Consider the following 17814-nt stretch of genomic DNA (forward strand, 5'->3'; position numbering starts at 1 on the left):
CCTGACAACAGCCCACCAGTCTACGTGCTCCCGGCCGCGCCCCCGGCCCGCGTCAGCGCTGGGCGTCCGGCTCGGCGGGCTCCTTCGCCCGCTCCGTGGCCGGACCCCGCCGCACCGCTCCCGGCGCGTTCCAGTCCTGCCGCTTGCGGGCCCTGGCCTTCGCCACCTCGGACGACTGGAGCTGGTACGGCACGGAGGTCACCATGATGCCCGGCGTGAACAGCAGCCGGCCCTTCAGCCGCAGCGCGCTCTGGTTGTGCAGCAGATGCTCGTACCAGTGACCGACCACGTACTCCGGGATGATCACCGACACGGCGTCGCGCGGGGACTCCTTGCGCAGCCCCTTCACGTACTCGATGATCGGCCGCGTGATCTCGCGGTACGGCGAGTCCAGCACCTTCAGCGGTACGTCGATCCCGCGCCGCTCCCACTCCTCGCGCAGCGCCTTGGTCTCCGCCGGGTCGACGTTGACGCTGAGCGCCTCCAAGGTGTCCGAGCGCAGCAGCTTGGCGTAGGCCAGGGCGCGCAGGGCGGGACGGTGGATCTTGGAGACCAGGACGACCGAGTGCACGCGGGACGGCCGTACGCTGTCGTCGCTCGGGCCCTCGGGGGCGGCGAGTTCCTCGGAGACGTGGTCGTAGTGGCGGCGGATCGCCGTCATCGTGCCGTAGAAGATCACCATGCCGAGCAGGGCCACCCAGGCGCCGTGCGTGAACTTGGTGACGAGCACGACGATCAGGACCAGGCCGGTGAAGAAGGCGCCGAAGGTGTTGATCGCGCGGGAGCGGATCATGTGGCGGCGCTTGGCCTGGTCCTTCTCGTTCACCAGGAGGCGGTTCCAGTGGCGGACCATGCCGGTCTGGCTGAGCGTGAAGGAGACGAACACGCCGACGATGTAGAGCTGGATCAGGCGGGTGGAGTCGGCGCCGTAGATCCACACCAGGAGCATGGCCGCGCCCGCCAGCAGCACGATGCCGTTGGAGAAGGCGAGCCGGTCGCCGCGGGTGTGCAGCTGGCGCGGCAGATAGCGGTCCTGGGCGAGGATCGAGCCGAGCACCGGGAAGCCGTTGTAGGCGGTGTTGGCGGCCAGGAACAGCACCAGGGCGGTGGCCGCGGCGAGCACGATGAAGAAGAAGCTGCCCTTGCCGAAGACGGCCTCGGCGACCTGGGTGATGACCGGGTTCTGGACATAGCCGGAGCCGACCGCGACGCCGTCCTTGATCAGGTCGACGGCCGGGTTCTCGGCCATGCGGACCTTGGTCACCATGGCGAGCGCGATGATGCCGCAGAACATCGTGACGGCCAGCAGGCCCATCATCGCGAGCGTGGTCGCCGCGTTCTTCGACTTGGGCTTGCGGAAGGCCGGGACGCCGTTGGAGATCGCCTCGACACCGGTGAGCGCGGCACAGCCGGAGGAGAAGGCGCGCAGCAGGAGGAAGACGAGCGCGAAGCCCGCCAGTCCCTCGTGCTCCGGTTTGATCTCGTACGACGCGGTGGGTGCCCGCATGGTGTCGTCGAGGACCAGCCCGCGGAACGCGCCCCACGCGATCATGATGAAGACGCCCGCGACGAAGACGTACGTCGGGATGGCGAAGAGTCCGCCGGACTCCCGGACGCCGCGCAGGTTCATCACCGTCAGCAGCAGGATCACCGCGGCCGCGCACTCGACCTTGTGCTCGACCACGAACGGGATCGCGGAGCCGAGGTTCTCGATGCCGGAGGAGATGGAGACGGCGACGGTCAGGACGTAGTCGACGAGAAGGGCGCTCGCGACCGTCAGGCCCGCCTTGGGGCCGAGGTTGGTGGTCGCCACCTCGTAGTCGCCGCCGCCGCTGGGGTAGGCGTGCACGTTCTGCCGGTACGAGGCGACCACGGTGAACATCAGCACGACGACCGCGACCGCGATCCAGGGGCTGAAGTGGTACGCCGACACGCCCGCGATGGAGAGGACCAGCAGTACTTCTCCGGGCGCGTATGCCACGGAGGACAGCGGGTCGGAGGCAAAGACGGGGAGTGCGATGCGCTTCGGCAAGAGCGTTTCCGCCAGCCGGTCGCTGCGCAGCGCGCGCCCGATCAGAATCCGTTTGGGCACGTCGGTCAGTTTGGACACAACAGAGAATCGTAGGCCCCCCTCCTGGGACGGAGCACATCCGGGTGAAATCGCGCGCGGCGGCGGGGTGAATTCCGTGCCCCGCACGCGCCGGGCGCCGACCAGGACGACGTCCGCGTGCCTCCATGACCTGCGTAACCGCGGACCCGCTCACCTGCGTCAGTACGCGCATCACATCCGGGAGACCTCATGTCGCAGACGACCGCTCAGCTCGTCGGGGCCCTCGTCGCGCTCGCCGGCCTCGGCCTCCTGGCACTCGCCAGCCTCCGCAGCTTCAACCGCCGCTGAGGGAGTCGTACGGGACATCCGACTCGCCGGTCGGTGTGTCAGAGCCGGACGTTACGGTGGACCGAGGCACACGCGAGTCCACGGCCCGTACCGCAGTCCACGATCCGTACCGCGAGGGATCATCCCCGGCATTCCCCGGCATGATGTTGCCCAGCGGTCCGCGACCGGCCCGCGCCTGCTGCCCGGCGAACCGAGAGAAGGATATGAGCACCACGTTCACGCAAGTCAGACGCCTAACGAGGAGTGCGGGGTAAGACCGTGCACATCGTCATCATGGGTTGCGGAAGGGTAGGTTCCGCTCTTGCCCAGACCCTGGAGCAACAGGGGCACACGGTCGCCGTCATCGACCAGGACCCCACCGCGTTCCGCCGCCTGGGCCCCGGGTTCGGAGGCCGCCGGGTCACCGGCGTCGGCTTCGACCAGGACACCCTGCGCGAGGCGGGCATCGAGGAGGCGGGCGCCTTCGCCGCCGTCTCCAGCGGGGACAACTCGAACATCATCTCCGCGCGCGTGGCCCGCGAGATGTTCGGCGTGGAGAACGTCGCGGCCCGCATCTACGACCCCCGCCGCGCCGAGGTCTACCAGCGCCTGGGCATCCCCACCGTGGCCACGGTCCGCTGGACGGCCGACCAGATGCTGCGCCGCCTGCTGCCCTCGGGCGCCGAGCCGCTGTGGCGGGATCCCACCGGCGGCGTCCAGCTCGCCGAGGTGCACGCCTCCACGGCCTGGGTTGGCCACAAGATCAGCAGGCTGCAGGAGGAGACGGGCGTCCGCGTGGCGTTCCTGACCCGGCTCGGTGAGGCGATCCTGCCCACCTCGCAGACGGTGCTGCAGGAGGGCGACCTGGTGCACGTCATGATGCGCACCGACGAGGTCGACAAGGTCGAGGCGGCGTTCGCCAAGGGTCCCGAAGAGGAGGGCGGTCACTGATGAGGGTCGCCATTGCCGGTGCCGGCGCGGTGGGTCGCTCCATCGCGGGCGAACTGCTGGAGAACGGCCACGAGGTCCTGCTCGTCGACAAGGCGCCGACCGCCATCTCGGTCGAGCGCGTCCCGCAGGCGGAGTGGCTGCTGGCCGACGCCTGCGAGATCACGTCCCTGGACGAGGCGGCCCTGCAGCGCTGCAACGTGGTGATCGCCGCGACGGGCGACGACAAGGTCAACCTGGTCGTCTCCCTGCTGGCGAAGACGGAGTACGGCGTCCCGCGCGTCGTCGCCCGCGTCAACAATCCCAAGAACGAGTGGCTCTTCAACGAGTCCTGGGGCGTGGACGTGGCGGTCTCCACCCCGCGGCTGATGTCGGCCCTGGTCGAGGAGGCGGTGAGCGTCGGCGACCTGGTCCGCCTGCTCCGCTTCAGCCACGGAGACGCGAACCTCGTGGAGCTGACCCTCCCGGAGGAGTCGGCCCTGGCCGGCACCCAGGTCGGCGATGTCGAGTGGCCCCAGGACACGTCCCTGGTCACCATCATCCGCGGCACCCGCGTGCTCACGCCGTCCCGCGAGGACTCCCTGGAGGCCGGCGACGAACTCCTCTTCGTGGCCGCCCAGGCCCGCGAGGAGCAGCTGGAGGACCTGCTGTCGGTACGCCGGGAGGACACGGCGAGCTGAGTCCTTCGAGGGACTACTACGACGAAGGGCGCCCCGAGGATCTCAGGGCGCCCTTCACAGTGCGTTCGCAGGGGCGCCCTTCACCTTCCAGTGCCAACGGTCACTTCCCAGCTCCGGTCCAGGCATCCCAGCCCGTCCGGCGTTTGAGGACGAGGCCCCTCAAGGGCCGAAAGCGGGGGTCTGGGGGCGGCAGCCCCCAGCGACGGTCACTCCAAACCGGGGTACCTACTCGGCCGAGCCGGCGGCAGCCTTCCGCTCCTCCTCGGCCTTCTCGGCCGCCTCCATCTCCGCGAACACGTCAATCGGCGCGGGCGCCTTCGCCAGGAACACCCACGTCAGCCATACGGCGAGCAGGAACGGCGGGATCTTCAGCGCGACGAGCACCCAGCCCAGCTGCGTGGTGTCCGCCCACAGGTACAGCGGGAAGAGGATCGCGCACTTGGCGAGCAGGATCGCGCCCCAGGCGTAACTGGCCTTGGCGTAGGCCTTCTTGCGTCCGGGATTGCGGGTCCGCCAGGAGAGGTTCTCCTTGAACACCGGCCCGAGGATCAGCCCGATCAGCGGCACACCGCACAGGGTCGTGATGATGTACGCGAGCCCCAGCCCCAGCGTGTAGAGCATGCCGGGGAGATAGAAGTCCTTCGCCTCGCCGGTCATCATCGCGAACACGACACCGAAGGCGACGCCGAAGACACCGCTGAACGCGTGCTTGACCGTGTCCCGCATCACCAGGCGTACGACCACGAGCACCAGGGACACCGCGAGCGCGGCGATCGCCGAGAGGTGTGTGTCCTTGTTGATCGTGTAGATGGTGACGAAGAGCAGACCGGGCAGCACCGTCTCGATCATGCCGCGCATGCCGCCGAAGGCCTCGAACAGCGCGGCCTCGGTCACCGCCCGGGCATCGTGCTCGGCGTTCGCGGTCGTGTCGGTGGTGTCTTCAGTCGGCTTGTCGAGCGACGTCACCGGCTACTCCCGTCCGAGGGGTCTCAGTTCGTATTTCGGGTTGAACAGCACCCGGCGGCCCCGGCTCATGGAGATCCGGCCCGATGCGATCAGCCGGCGCCCCGGCTCTATCCCGACTATGGAGCGCCTGCCGAGCCACACCACGTCCAGCGCGGCGGAGCCGTCGAACAGCTCGGCCTCCAGGGCGGGAACGCCCGCGCGAGGCCGCAGGGTGACCGTGCGCAAGGTACCAGTAACCGTCACTATCTGTCGGTCACGGCAGTCACCGATCTTGATACAGCCGGCCGTCTCGGCGTCCTCACGCAGCTCCTCGGACTCCAGGTCCTCCTGCGACGAGGAGAGCCGGTCAAGCATGCGCCGGAACCGGCCCACCGACTTTTCGGAACGAGGAACAGCACTCATGCCTTGAAGCCTACCGGGCCTCACTTCTCGAACCGATAGCCCATCCCAGGCTCGGTGACGAAGTGCCGGGGATGCGACGGATCGGCCTCCAGTTTCCTGCGCAGCTGGGCCATGTAGACCCGCAGATAGTTCGTCTCCGTCCCGTACGACGGCCCCCATACCTCCTGGAGCAGCTGCCGCTGACTCACGAGACGTCCCGTATTGCGGACGAGCACCTCCAGCAGATGCCACTCCGTGGGGGTCAGCCGTACGTCCTTCCCGCCCCTGTTGACCTTCTTGGCGGCCAGGTCGACGGTGAACTCCGAGGTCTCCACCATCACGTCGTCCTCGCCGCCCCCGGTGGGCTCGGCCCGGCGGACGGCGGCCCGCAGCCGGGCCAGCAGCTCGTCCATGCCGAAGGGCTTGGTGACGTAGTCGTCCGCGCCCGCGTCCAGCGCCTCGACCTTCTCGTCGGAGGTGTGCCGGGCGGACAGCACCAGGATCGGCACCCGGGTCCAGCCGCGCAGGCCGCGGATCACCTCGACGCCGTCCATGTCGGGCAGACCGAGGTCGAGGACGACCACGTCGGGGTGGCGGGTGGCGGCGAGTTCGAGGGCGGTGGCCCCGTCGTGGGCGGCGTCGACCTCGTACTTGCGGGCCTTGAGGTTGATCACGAGGGCGCGCACGATCTGCGGCTCGTCATCGATCACCAGAACCCTGGTGGGGGTCTGGGGGGTCCCCCCGGTCGGGCTCATCATGTGGTCTGCCTTTCTGGTTCCACGGGGTGCTCCACTGGCACGCCCCCCTCCTCGACAAGCTCCGCGCGCGATCCCGCCGCCCGCACGGTGAGCACCATGGTGAGGCCACCGCCCGGCGTGTCCTCGGCGTTCAGCGTGCCGCCCATCGCCTCGGCGAAGCCGCGGGCGACCGCGAGCCCGAGGCCCACTCCCGCGCCGCGCGGGGCGTCGCCGTAGCGCTGGAAGGGCGCGAAGATACGTTCCTTGGCGTCGTCCGGGACGCCCGGCCCGCGGTCGACCACCCGGACCTCGACCCGGTCCGCGATGGCGCTGGCGGACACGAGGACCCTGCTGCCGTCCGGGCTGTACTTGACGGCGTTCTCGACCAGGTTGGCCACCGACCGCTCCAGCAGCCCGGGATCGACGGCGACCATGGGCAGCGTCTCCGGGATGTCCAGCTCGGCGCTTCCGTCCGGCACCCCGCCCAGCGCCATCGGCACCACCTCGTCGAGGTCGATCTCCCTGATCAGCGGCGTGACCGTGCCGGTCTGGAGCCGGGACATGTCCAGCAGGTTCCCGACCAGGTGATCCAGCCGGTCGGCGCCCTCCTCGATGCCCTCCAGCAGCTCGGCCTCGTCCTCCTGCGACCAGGCCACGTCGTCCGACCGCAGCGAGGAGACCGCCGCCTTGATGCCGGCGAGAGGCGTACGGAGGTCATGGCTGACGGCGAGCTCCTTGGCCTGGTCGGCCTCCTCCTGGAGCCTGCGGCGGTCCAGGACGACCGCGGCCTGGGCGGCGAAGGCGGCGAGCACCCGGCGGTCCTCGGCGGGCAGCACCCGGCCGGTCAGCGCGAGGGCCATGTGGTCGCCGACCGGAACGTCGACGTCCGCGTCCTCCGGCCGCTCCGGCGCCCGTCCCACGCCCGCCTCGCCCGCGCGTGTCCATGGGTCGACGTCGCTCTCGCGCTCCAGCAGGGCCGCCGAGTCCATGCCGAAGGTCTCGCGGACCCGCTCCAGCAGCTCCTCCAGGCCGGTCTCGCCGCGCAGGACGTTGCCGGCGAGGAAGGAGAGGATCTCCGACTCGGCGCGCAGCCGGGCCGCCTGGTGGGTGCGGCGGGCGGCGAGGTCGACCACGGAGGCGACCGCGACCGCCACCAGAACGAAGATCACCAGGGCGAGCAGGTTCTTGGGGTCGGCGATCGAGATGCGGTGCAGGGGTGGGGTGAAGAACCAGTTGAGCAGCAGTGAGCCGACCGCCGCCGAGGCCAGTGCGGGGTAGAGCCCGCCGAGCAGGGCCGCCGCCACCGTCAGGGTCAGGAACAGCAGCATGTCGTTCGCGAGGCCGAGGTCGGCGTCGATGTGGGTCAGCAGCAGGGTGAGCAGCACCGGGCCGCCGACGCCGGTGATCCAGCCCCAGAGGATCCGCGCCCGGCCGAGCCGGGCTCCCCGGGCCACGGGCAGTCCGCGCCCCTTGGCGGCCTCCTCGTGCGTCACGATGTGGACGTCGAGGTCGGGGCCGGAGTCCCGGGCGACCGTCACGCCCACGCCCGGCCCGAAGACGTACTGCCAGCTTCGGCGGCGCGAGGAGCCGAGGACGATCTGGGTGGCGTTCACGCCGCGCGCGAAGGCCAGCAGTGCGGCCGGGATATCGTCGCCGACGACATGGTGGAACGTTCCGCCCAGGTCCTCGACCAGGGTGCGCTGGACGGCGAGCTCCTTCGGCGACGCGGAGGTCAGTCCGTCGCTGCGGGCGATGTAGACGGCCAGCACCTCGCCGCCGGCGCCCTTCTCCGCCAGCCGCGCGGCGCGGCGGATCAGGGTCCGTCCCTCGGGCCCGCCGGTCAGCCCGACCACGATCCGCTCCCGCGAACCCCAGATCTTCGACACCCGGTGATCACTGCGGTACTGCTTCAGGTACTCGTCGACCCGGTCCGCCACCCACAGCAGCGCCAGCTCGCGCAGCGCGGTCAGGTTGCCGGGCCGGAAGTAGTTGGACAGCGCCGCGTCGACCTTGTCCGGCTGGTAGACGTTGCCGTGCGCCATCCGTCGCCGTAGGGCCTGGGGCTCCATGTCGACCAGCTCGATCTGGTCGGCCCGGCGCACCACCTCGTCCGGCACGGTCTCCTGCTGCCGTACGCCGGTGATGGACTCGACGACGTCGCCGAGGGACTCCAGATGCTGGATGTTGACGGTCGATATCACGTCGATCCCGGCGGCGAGGAGTTCCTCGACGTCCTGCCAGCGCTTGGCGTTGCGCGAGCCGGGGATGTTGGTGTGGGCGAGTTCGTCGACGAGCGCCACCTGTGGACGCCGCGCCAGGACGGCGTCCACGTCCATCTCGGTGAAGGCGCTCCCCCGGTACTCCAGCCGCTTGCGCCGGATCTGTTCGAGCCCGTGCAGCATCACCTCGGTGCGCGGCCGCTCATGGTGCTCCACGAACGCCACCACACAGTCGGTGCCCCGCTCGATGCGCCGGTGCGCCTCGGACAGCATCGCGTACGTCTTGCCGACGCCCGGTGCCGCACCGAGGTAGATCCGAAGCTTGCCGCGTCCCATGGTCCTCATTGTGTTCCGGCCACTACTGCCTACGCAGCGTCGACCTTACGGCCAATAATCGCGACAAATGGGGCCGGGTGCGGTGGCGGGAGCGTCTTTGACGCAACTCTGACGCTCCCGCCGGGACGTCACGGGCTCGGTGCCGGGGGGCCTCAGCCGGGGTTGTCGCCGTGGGTGAGGGTCTCCCAGGCCACGAAGAGGTTGTTGCTGCCGGCCGGGCGGTTGCGCTCGTTCAGCGTCTCGGTGTTGGTCATGGCATGGCCGAGACGGTTGGCCAGGGCGTTGTGCCCGACCTCGGTGACCGGCCCGAGCCCGCGCTTCAGCGAGCCGTTGCACAGCCAGCCGGGCACGGCCTCACCGAGCTCGTACCTGGCCTGGAACCCGAGCGCGTGGCGCAGCCGCTCGCCGACGTCGGTGCCGTACAAGTCCTGCCCCTGTATCCGGCTGGTCTCCGCGACGTGCGAGATGGCCGAGATGCCGTACCCGGTGTGGGTGAGGTCGCGACAGGTCTCCTGGGTGAGGCCGGTGACGAAGGTGCCCTGCCCCTGCCAGTAGTTGACGATCTTCTCGCGGGTGTTGAGGTTCTGGCTCGGCACGGTCTTCGGCAGATCACCGTCGGAGGACAGATAGACGAAGGCGGCGGTGCGGGTGCGGAACTTCGCCATGGCCTTGTCGTACGACGCCCTGTCCTCCAGAAAGACGGAGATGCCGACGGCGGCCTCCATCATCGACAGCTCCCAGTTCCCGTTGGAGTTCGAGCCGTTGATGATCTCGGGCAGATAGACGGTCCGGAGCATGGTGGCGAACCGGCCGGAGTTCGCCCAGCCCCCGGTGTACGTGTACTTGATGATCTCGGCGGCCTTGGGCCAGGAGGAGCCGGCCCAGCCGGTCTGCAGGGGGGCGTTGCTGTTGGTGTGGTCCCGGATCACCGCGGACCAGGCGTCCATCAGCTCGATGGCCTTCTTCGCGTGGCGCTCGTCGCGGGTGACGTACCAGGCGAGGGCCTGGGTGTAGGCGGCTATCGCGTCCTCGCGCTCGTCGGTGCAGCCGTGGTTGGGGTTCGAGTACGAGCCGCACTCGACGACCGCGCGCGGTTTGGGGGTGCGGTTCAGATCGGCGTACTTGCTCGCCATCATCCGGTCGTAGGCGCCCTTCCAGGGCTGGGCGCCGGAGTTGACCTTGGAGCGGGCGAAGTCCAACTGCCCCTTGGAGACGGTGACTCCGGGGTGGGCGAAGGTGGCGGGAGCGGCACCGGCGCCGGTGGGCCAGGCGAGGACACCGGCGACGAGGGCGGCCGCGGCCGCGAAGAGTGCGGTTCTGTGCATGCGTGGGGGCCTTCCGTTCTCGTATGTGAACGTAAAGCGCCTTTATGAACAGACGCGTTGGCCGGAGACGGTAGGTACAGACCAATGCGCCGTCAAGAGTTCACGCACGCGAAAGGGCCGCACCCACAAGGGGTACGGCCCTGATGTTTCTTCGGCTGCTCTACGAGGCCGAGCTGTCGCTACGACGCTCAGCGCACCTCGGTGATCTCCGGGCCTCGCTGGAGCTGGCCCATGCCGCCGGAGAAGCGCGAACCGGCCTCCTCCTGCTGGACGCCCTCGGGAACCATCTGGGCGTCGTTGGGCAGCTTCAGGACGATCGGGTCACGGGGGGCCATCGGGCCTTCGCCGCGGACCACGACCGTGTCCCGGAAGATCTGCTCCAGCAGACCGGCCGCCTGCGGCTGCACGGCACCCTGGCCCGAGATCACACCGCGCAGGAACCAGCGGGGGCCGTCCACGCCGACGAACCGCACGACCTGGAAACCACCCGTGCCGTCCGGCAGCTGCACCGGCACCTGAGCCCGCAACTCCCAGCCCAGCGGGCCCTCGACCTCGTCGATGATGCCACCCTGCTGAGTGATGCCGGAGCCGATCTCCTCCCGCACCTCGCCCCAGATGCCCTCACGCTTGGGCGCGGCGAAGGCCTGGAGCTGAATGGCGCTGTCCCGCAGCACGACGGTCGCCGCGACGATCGCGTCGCCCGCGACCTCCACGCGCAGCTCCATGCCGTCGACGCCCGGCACCAACAGGCCGCCCAGGTCCACCCGGCCCTCGCCGGGCTCACGGACCTCGGAGCTGTCCCAGGGCCCGTCGGGCCGCGGTTCCGGTTCGAGCCTCACGCGCTCGCGCTCACCGTCGTCGTCCGCCTCAGTGTCGACACTGTCGACGACCTGCTCGGGCTCGCCGGCCGCGTCCTCGGCGGCACCCTTCTTCTTGCGACGTCCGAACACGTCACTGTCCTTCCCGGTCGGATACGACCGAAGCGTATCGATTCCCACCCGTTGCGCCGCCATCGGCGGCCTCATCGCTTGTATCGCTTGTGGTGCTTGCAGTGCCCACCGCGGCATGGCCGCCGGTGGACCCGAAGCCCCCCTCGGCCCGTGCCGAATCGGGAAGCTCCGCGACCTCCTGGAAGCGGACCCTCTCGACCTGCTGGACGACCAGTTGGGCAATCCGGTCGAAGCGCTCGAACCGCACGGGCTCGTGCGGGTCGAGATTCACCACGATCACCTTGATCTCCCCACGGTACCCGGCATCAACCGTCCCCGGGGCATTCACCAGGGCGACACCCAGACGGGCGGCAAGGCCGGAACGGGGATGCACGAACGCCGCGTACCCCTCCGGAAGGGCGACAGACACCCCGGTGGGCAGTACGGCCCGCTCCCCCGGCTTCAGTTCACGGCTCTCGGTGGTGCGCAGATCGGCTCCCGCGTCACCGGGGTGCGCGTACGTCGGCAGCGGTACGTCCGGGTCGACGCGCCGGATCAGCACGTTCAGGGGGGCACGGCTCACGGGTTCACCTCGAAGGCACGGGCACGCCGGGCCTGGTCCGGGTCGTTCATGGCGGCCCGGATCTCCTCCGGACGGCCGTTGTCGATGAAGTGGTCGACCTTCACCTCGATGAAGAGCGCCTCGGCACGGACGGCGACGGGCCCGTCGGGACCGCCGATCCGACCGGTGGCGGTGGAGTAGATCTTGCGGCCCGCCACCGCCGTGACCTCGGCCTCCAGATACAGGACCGTGCCCACGGGAACCGGCCGCACGAAGTCCGTCTCCAGCCGCCCGGTCACGGCGATCGTCCGCAACAGCCAGTTGAGCGAGCCGAGGGTCTCGTCGAGGGCGGTCGCGAGCACACCGCCGTGCGCCAGGCCGGGTGCGCCCTGATGAGCGGGCTGCACGGTGAACTCGGCCGTGATGCTGACTCCGTCCCCGGCGCGCGCCTCCAGGTGCAGCCCGTGCGCCTGCTCACCGCCACAGCCGAAACACTCGCCGTAGTGCGCACCGAGAAGCTCACCGGGCGCGGGAGCATCGGGGTGACGGGCCGGTTTCACGGCGTCCGCCGGCGGCTTGAGCGCTGCTGAAGTACCACTCACAGCCGCAGACCTTACCCGCCCGTCCGTCTCCCACCGCCGCCCTGCCTGACGGCGCTCGGCGCCGACCCCCTGGCTCCGGCAGCTATCGGACACCATGCCAAGCTTGGCTCCATGCAGCTCTCCGCCGCCCCGTACGAAGAACGACTGACCGCCCCCCGCTCCTGGTGGCTGGTCTCGTTCCTGGTCGGGGTCTCCATGGCCCTGATCCTTCTGCCGTTCGGCACGCTGCCCATGCTCGGCGGCCTGGCCGGCGGCACCGCCGCGGCGGCCGTCGTGGCCAGCTCGTACGGCTCGCTCCGCATCCGCGTGGTGGGCGGTTCGCTGATCGCGGGCGAGGCGAAGATCCCGGTGACGGCGCTGGGCGAGGCGCACATCCTGGACCCCGAAGAGGCCCGCGCCTGGCGCACCCACAAGGCCGACACCCGCGCCTTCCTCCTCCTGCGCGCCTACATCCCCACCGCCCTGCGCGTAGAGGTCACCGACCCCGCGGACCCGACTCCTTACCTCTACCTGTCGACCCGTGAGCCGGAGCGGCTGGCGGAGGCGATCAAGGCGGCGAAGGACTCCGCCTAGTACACCCGAGCTGACCTTCACCGGTCTGGTCAAGGCTTGTTCTCCCCGTGGCAAAAACTTCGCCGGGCCACGCCGGACGGTCCCCTCAGCGGCCGGTCTCCTGACCGCCTCCGGGCGGCTTGGGCCCCAGACCCCGCGCGATGTCCCCCATCTCCAACGGTTGCGCCGGGCGTTCCAGGGGCGGCAGTTGCGGCAATTCGTCCCAGGGCACCTGGACCTTTCGCAGGTCCGCCCGAATGCGTGCCGCGAGCTTCTTGGTGTCCCGGCGGTTCATGACCGCACCCACGGCGGCGCCCACCATGAAGGGCATCAGGTTCGGCAGGTTCCGGACCATACGTTTCATGATCTGCTGACGCAGCTCACGCTTCATCTGCCCACCGAGTGCGGCGTTGATCGTCGCCGGCTTCATCGGGTCGATGCCGCGCTCCTCGGACCACGAGGTCAGATACGCGGTGCTGCGGTCCTTGAGATTGCCGGGCGGGCGTACGCCGTACACCTCGTGCAGCTCGGCGATCAGCTTCAGCTCGATCGCGGCCACGCCGGTGATCTCGGCGGCCAGCTCCGTCGGCATCGCGGGCGGCACCGGCAGCATCGCCGCCGCACCGACTCCCGCACCGACCGTCGAGGTCGCGTTCGCCGCGCCCGTCACGAGCTTGTCGGCGAGTCGCTCGGGCCCGAGGCCCGGGAACTGCCGGCGCAGCGCCGCGAGGTCCCGTACGGGGATACGCGGGGCGTTCTCGATGATCCGGTCGGTGAGGTACGCAAGGCCCGCTCTCGCGCGGCTGCCGCCTCTACGGACGCCTTCCCGGGCCTTCTCCCGGATGACCGCGGCTCTCCGCTTGGCGACGGGCGCGGGAACGTCCACGGGTGCCGGGAGGTCAGCCCCGGACACGGGTTCGAGCGAGGCCCCCGTACTGGATGAGCCCCGCTCGTCGTCACGCGCGCCAGACGGGCCGTCGGACGGCCCTTCGTCCGCTCCCGACCGTCGGGAGCGGCGCTTCCAAGGAGGGGTCGAGCCAGTCATGCCCGACCCGACCTCAGTCGCAGTCGCGGCAGATCGGCTGACCGTTCTTCTCCCGGGCCAGCTGGCTGCGGTGGTGCACCAGGAAGCAGCTCATGCAGGTGAACTCGTCCTGCTGCTTGGGCAGCACCCGGACGGCCAACTCCTCGTTCGAGAGGTCCGCGCCGGGCAGCTCCAGGCCTTCGGCGGCCTCGAACTCGTCGACGTCCACTGCGGACGTCGACTTGTCGTTCCGCCTGGCCTTCAGCTCTTCAAGGCTGTCCGAGTCGACGTCGTCGTCGGTCTTGCGTGGGGTGTCGTAATCCGTTGCCATGTCGCTCTCCCCCTCTGGGTGTCTGCGGTGTCTCCAGCGCACGTAACGCGTGAGAGGCCGGACTTGTGCCCGACCCGAGGCGGAGATTTTGCCTCACATCAAGGTCTGTTACTCAATCGACACCCAACCGGACTCCTCAAGAGTGATCGGCTTGGATGGCGAACGGGACCGTACACGGTCCTAATGCCGCAGTTCAAAGGCGTCTCACCGTGTACTTCCCGTGATCAAGACCCTCGAAAACCCGGATTTTCCCGGCTTTCCGACAGGCATCATGATCACGGAGAGTAGATGGCCGGAAAACCGCCCTTGTGATCGATCACACACGAGGGTGTTCGCCGGGTGCCCAGAAAATTCCGCGCAAAGCGAACATCCCCGTGTACCTGCCGAGTCTCGGCGCACATGATCTCAGATCGGGAGGGTGACCCGCATCACGAGCCCTCCGCCCTCTCGCGGCTGCGCCGAGATGTGCCCGCCGTGCGCCCGCGCCACGGACCGCACGATGGACAGTCCCAGGCCCACCCCCTTGTCACTACCAGTCCGTTCGGTACGCAGCCGCCGGAACGGCTCGAACAGATTATCGATCTCATACGCCGGCACCACCGGCCCGGTGTTCGAGACGATCAGGACCGCCTGTCCGTGCTGGACCTCGGTGGTGACCTCGACCCAGCCGCCCTCCGGGACGTTGTACCGGACGGCGTTCTGCACCAGGTTCAGCGCGATCCGCTCCAGCAGCACGCCGTTGCCCTGGACGACGGCGGGCTTCTGCTCGCCGCGGATCACCACGCCCTTGGCCTCCGCCTCCGCGTGCACCTGGTCGACGGCCTGCTCGGCCACCTCCGCGAGGTCCACCGGCTTGCGCTCGACGATCTGGTTGTCGCTGCGGGCGAGCAGCAGCAGACCTTCGACCAGCTGCTCGCTGCGCTCGTTGGTGGCCAGCAGCGTCTTGCCGAGCTGCTGGAGCTCCACCGGCGCCTGTGGGTCGGACAGATGCACTTCGAGGAGCGTGCGGTTGATCGCGAGCGGGGTGCGCAGCTCGTGCGAGGCGTTGCCGACGAAGCGCTGCTGGGCGGTGAAGGCCCGCTGCAACCGCTCCAGCATCTCGTCGAACGTGTCGGCCAGTTCCTTCAGCTCGTCGTCCGGGCCGTCCAGTTCGATACGGCGGGACAGGTCCGAGCCCGCCACCGCGCGCGCGGTCCGGGTGATCCGGCCCAGCGGCGACAGGACACGGCCGGCCATGGCATAGCCGAACGCGAAGGCGATGATGGCGAGGCCGAGGAGGGCCAGGAGCGAGCGGCTGAGGAGATCGTCCAGGGCGATCCGGCGCCGGTCCTCGATACAGGCGCTGATCGCGGAGTTGAACTCGTTGAGCGTCAGGCCCGACGCGTTGTTGACCGCGGGGCAGTCGGCGCTCGCGACCTTGATCTCGTTACTGGGGCTCACGCTCACGATCTTGAACGGCGGCTGGTTGCCCGTGCTGATGGCTTGCGCGGCCAGCAGATAGATGATCGACAGCAGCAGGATGCCGGCGATCAGGAACATGCCGCCGTACAGCAACGTGAGCCGTATGCGGATGGTGGGGCGCAGCCACGGGAAGGAGGGCTCCGCCCTGCGGGGGTCCCATGTGGGTTTCGGGGGCGCCTGCGGAGGCGCGGGTGTAGCGGCCATGGGGCATCAGATCCGGTAGCCGGAACCGGGCACGGTGACGATCACCGGCGGCTCCCCCAGTTTGCGGCGCAGCGTCATGACGGTCACCCGGACCACGTTCGTGAACGGGTCGGTGTTCTCGTCCCATGCCTTCTCCAGCAACTGCTCGGCCGAGACGACCGCGCCCTCGCTGCGCATCAGCACCTCCAGGACGGCGAACTCCTTCGGCGCCAGCTGCACCTCCTTTCCGTCGCGGAAGACCTCGCGGCGGTTGGGGTCGAGCTTGATGCCGGCCCGCTCCAGGACGGGCGGCAGCGGCACGCTCGTACGGCGCCCGAGGGCACGCACGCGTGCCGTCAGCTCGCTGAAGGCGAAGGGCTTGGGGAGATAGTCGTCGGCGCCGATCTCCAGCCCCTCGACACGGTCGCTGACGTCGCCGGAGGCCGTGAGCATCAGCACGCGTGTGGGCATGCCGAGTTCGACGATCTTGCGGCATACGTCGTCGCCGTGCACCAGCGGGAGGTCGCGGTCGAGGACGACCACGTCGTAGTCGTTGACGCCGATGCGTTCCAGGGCGGCCGCACCGTCGTACACGACGTCGACGGCCATGGCCTCCCGGCGCAGTCCGGTGGCCACCGCATCGGCGAGCAGTTGCTCGTCCTCGACGACGAGTACGCGCACGTCGCTTGTCCTTCCTGTGTCCACCCGCGTAGCGCTTGTCCTCGCTCGCGGGCAGGGGCCTTGGTTGGGGGTCTTGGCCTCCATCCTGCCCTTTTCGGTCATAAGTCGGCGGTAAGACGGGTGAGCGGGCCATGAAGGACAGGTGTGAAGCCCGGGAATGCGAGATTTTCTCTTCCGGTTGAGGTTTCCGTGGAAGAGAGCGGGGGGAGGACGGCTTGTACACCCCGCGATCACGCTCTGCTTGTGCCGCACCACCAAGCGGTACGAGGCAATCCGCTTTCCGCAGGGCGGGTGTGGGTGTCCGGCACCGTCGCCGCCCGGCATGGGCAGCGCTGGGCATCTACTGGAGACGTGATCGCCCCTTCCGAACGGCACACCCCCGTGCCATCGACCCACGACCCAGGACGAGGGGGCGCAGCATGGACGCATTCACCGCAGGACTTCTGCAGCGCATAAGGGCGACCGAGTCCGACCTGACACGGGCTCTTGACGACGGCGACGACTTCCTCGTCGAGGTGGAGCAGGGCGAGCTCGACGACCTGCGCCGCCTCGCCGCCGAGCACGGTGTGGAAGTCGGCGCGTCCAGCGTCTGACCGGCTCGCGGACCAACAGCAGGCCCCCGGCGAATCCAGCGCCGGGGGCCTGCTGCCGTAAGACCCGCTCCTGCGGGAGAACCATGGGGGGGTGCGCCGTCAGTCGTGCCAGGCCCCGAACTCCTCCAACAGCCGCTGGAGGGGCTCGAAAACCCCTGGCGTCGCCGCCACCGCCAGATCGCGCGAGGGCCGCTCCCCGGGTCGCCCGCCCGTCAGCGCGCCCGCCTCCCGTGCGATCAGGTCGCCCGCAGCCACGTCCCAGGCGTTGAGCCCTCGCTCGTAGTAGCCGTCCAGGCGGCCCGCCGCCAGGTCGCACAGGTCGATCGCGGCCGAGCCGCCGCGTCGGATGTCGCGCAGGAGGGGGATCAGCCGCTGGGCCACGTCGGCCTGGTGGGTGCGGACCTCGGTGACGTAGTTGAAGCCGGTCGAGACCAGGGCCTGCTCCAGGGGGGCCGTGGGGCGGCAGCTGAGCCTGCGCTCGCCCTCCCACGCTCCCGTGGCCCAGGCACCGCCTCCGCGGACCGCGTGGTACGTCTCGCCGCGCATCGGGGCGGCCACGACACCGACGACCGCCTCACCGTCCTGCTCGGCGGCGATGGAGACGGACCAGGTCGGCAGTCCGTAGAGGTAGTTGACCGTGCCGTCCAGGGGGTCGATCACCCAGCGGACGCCGCTCGTGCCCTCGGTGGAGGCGCCCTCCTCGCCCAGGAAGCCGTCGTCCGGGCGGTGTTCGGAGATCAGGGTCGTGATCAGCTTCTCCGCCGCGATGTCCATCTCGGTGACGACATCGATCGGGCTCGACTTGGTCGCCGCGACGGCGAGGTCGGCCGGGCGGCCGTCGCGCAGCAGCTCGCCCGCGCGGAGGGCGGCCCGCTGCGCCAGTGCGAGCAGTTCCGAGTGCAGCGGGTCGGGTACGTCCGTCACGTC

General features: G+C 69.7%; 18 protein-coding genes. 4 read left to right on the plus strand and 14 right to left on the minus strand.

Annotated elements, in window-relative coordinates:
• Window positions 1-52 precede the first annotated feature (52 nt).
• A complete protein-coding gene (locus ADK36_RS34110; RefSeq protein WP_048580236.1) occupies window positions 53-2110 on the minus strand; it encodes an APC family permease in 2058 nt (685 codons plus the stop codon).
• A 546-nt stretch (window positions 2111-2656) separates the two neighbouring features.
• On the opposite strand from ADK36_RS34110, the gene ADK36_RS34115 reads away from it, so the two are divergent.
• On the plus strand, window positions 2657-3328 hold the full coding sequence (locus ADK36_RS34115; protein WP_048580237.1) for a potassium channel family protein: 672 nt from the start codon (window positions 2657-2659) through the stop codon (window positions 3326-3328).
• Window positions 3328-4005, plus strand: coding sequence for a potassium channel family protein (locus ADK36_RS34120; RefSeq protein WP_030051450.1), 678 nt, complete (start codon window positions 3328-3330; stop codon window positions 4003-4005). The genes ADK36_RS34115 and ADK36_RS34120 overlap by 1 nt, the downstream gene beginning before the upstream one ends.
• A gap of 225 nt (window positions 4006-4230) precedes the next feature.
• On the opposite strand, the gene ADK36_RS34125 is transcribed toward ADK36_RS34120, so the two are convergent.
• The 8 genes from ADK36_RS34125 to ADK36_RS34160 all read right to left on the minus strand — a co-directional run bounded on the left by ADK36_RS34125 (window position 4231) and on the right by ADK36_RS34160 (window position 12062).
• Complete coding sequence (locus ADK36_RS34125; protein WP_048580238.1) at window positions 4231-4971, minus strand: DUF3159 domain-containing protein; 741 nt, start codon at window positions 4969-4971, stop codon at window positions 4231-4233.
• A gap of 3 nt (window positions 4972-4974) precedes the next feature.
• Entirely contained in the window at window positions 4975-5373 is a 399-nt protein-coding gene (locus ADK36_RS34130) for an OB-fold nucleic acid binding domain-containing protein (RefSeq protein ID WP_037642785.1), read from the minus strand.
• Window positions 5374-5393: 20 nt separating this feature from the next.
• Window positions 5394-6110 (minus strand): response regulator, encoded by a 717-nt coding sequence (locus ADK36_RS34135; RefSeq protein ID WP_048580239.1) that lies wholly within the window; start codon window positions 6108-6110, stop codon window positions 5394-5396.
• Entirely contained in the window at window positions 6107-8644 is a 2538-nt protein-coding gene (locus ADK36_RS34140) for a sensor histidine kinase (RefSeq protein ID WP_053200239.1), read from the minus strand. The genes ADK36_RS34135 and ADK36_RS34140 overlap by 4 nt, the downstream gene beginning before the upstream one ends.
• Window positions 8645-8796: 152 nt before the next feature.
• The gene (locus tag ADK36_RS34145; protein ID WP_048580240.1) at window positions 8797-9969 is read right to left on the minus strand and encodes an alginate lyase family protein; all 1173 of its coding nucleotides are present in this window, start codon (window positions 9967-9969) and stop codon (window positions 8797-8799) included.
• 188 nt (window positions 9970-10157) lie between these two features.
• Window positions 10158-10919: a DUF3710 domain-containing protein gene (locus ADK36_RS34150; RefSeq protein WP_048580241.1), complete on the minus strand. Its 762-nt coding sequence runs from the start codon at window positions 10917-10919 to the stop codon at window positions 10158-10160.
• A gap of 1 nt (window position 10920) precedes the next feature.
• The gene (gene dut / locus ADK36_RS34155) at window positions 10921-11481 is read right to left on the minus strand and encodes a dUTP diphosphatase (protein WP_048580242.1); all 561 of its coding nucleotides are present in this window, start codon (window positions 11479-11481) and stop codon (window positions 10921-10923) included.
• Window positions 11478-12062, minus strand: coding sequence for a PaaI family thioesterase (locus ADK36_RS34160; RefSeq protein WP_048580243.1), 585 nt, complete (start codon window positions 12060-12062; stop codon window positions 11478-11480). Before ADK36_RS34160 ends, dut begins: the two co-directional genes overlap by 4 nt.
• Before the next feature lie 111 nt (window positions 12063-12173).
• On the opposite strand from ADK36_RS34160, the gene ADK36_RS34165 reads away from it, so the two are divergent.
• Window positions 12174-12635, plus strand: coding sequence for a DUF3093 domain-containing protein (locus tag ADK36_RS34165; RefSeq protein WP_048580244.1), 462 nt, complete (start codon window positions 12174-12176; stop codon window positions 12633-12635).
• An 85-nt stretch (window positions 12636-12720) separates the two neighbouring features.
• On the opposite strand, the gene ADK36_RS34170 is transcribed toward ADK36_RS34165, so the two are convergent.
• The 4 genes from ADK36_RS34170 to ADK36_RS34185 form a co-directional block, all read right to left on the minus strand.
• Window positions 12721-13659, minus strand: a complete 939-nt coding sequence (locus ADK36_RS34170) for a hypothetical protein (RefSeq protein ID WP_078916091.1) — start codon at window positions 13657-13659, stop codon at window positions 12721-12723.
• Between the two features lie 13 nt (window positions 13660-13672).
• A complete protein-coding gene (locus ADK36_RS34175; RefSeq protein WP_005481602.1) occupies window positions 13673-13969 on the minus strand; it encodes a DUF4193 domain-containing protein in 297 nt (98 codons plus the stop codon).
• A 405-nt stretch (window positions 13970-14374) separates the two neighbouring features.
• Window positions 14375-15634, minus strand: a complete 1260-nt coding sequence (locus ADK36_RS34180) for a sensor histidine kinase (RefSeq protein WP_048580246.1) — start codon at window positions 15632-15634, stop codon at window positions 14375-14377.
• A 6-nt stretch (window positions 15635-15640) separates the two neighbouring features.
• Window positions 15641-16294, minus strand: coding sequence for a response regulator transcription factor (locus ADK36_RS34185; RefSeq protein WP_007385219.1), 654 nt, complete (start codon window positions 16292-16294; stop codon window positions 15641-15643).
• Between the two features lie 419 nt (window positions 16295-16713).
• On the opposite strand from ADK36_RS34185, the gene ADK36_RS49685 reads away from it, so the two are divergent.
• On the plus strand, window positions 16714-16887 hold the full coding sequence (locus tag ADK36_RS49685) for a hypothetical protein (RefSeq protein ID WP_199830304.1): 174 nt from the start codon (window positions 16714-16716) through the stop codon (window positions 16885-16887).
• A gap of 99 nt (window positions 16888-16986) precedes the next feature.
• On the opposite strand, the gene ADK36_RS34190 is transcribed toward ADK36_RS49685, so the two are convergent.
• Window positions 16987-17811: an inositol monophosphatase family protein gene (locus tag ADK36_RS34190; RefSeq protein ID WP_048580353.1), complete on the minus strand. Its 825-nt coding sequence runs from the start codon at window positions 17809-17811 to the stop codon at window positions 16987-16989.
• Window positions 17812-17814: the final 3 nt, after the last annotated feature.

The organism is Streptomyces viridochromogenes (assembly GCF_001270495.1).
In the GTDB taxonomy this organism is placed as follows: domain Bacteria; phylum Actinomycetota; class Actinomycetes; order Streptomycetales; family Streptomycetaceae; genus Streptomyces; species Streptomyces viridochromogenes_A.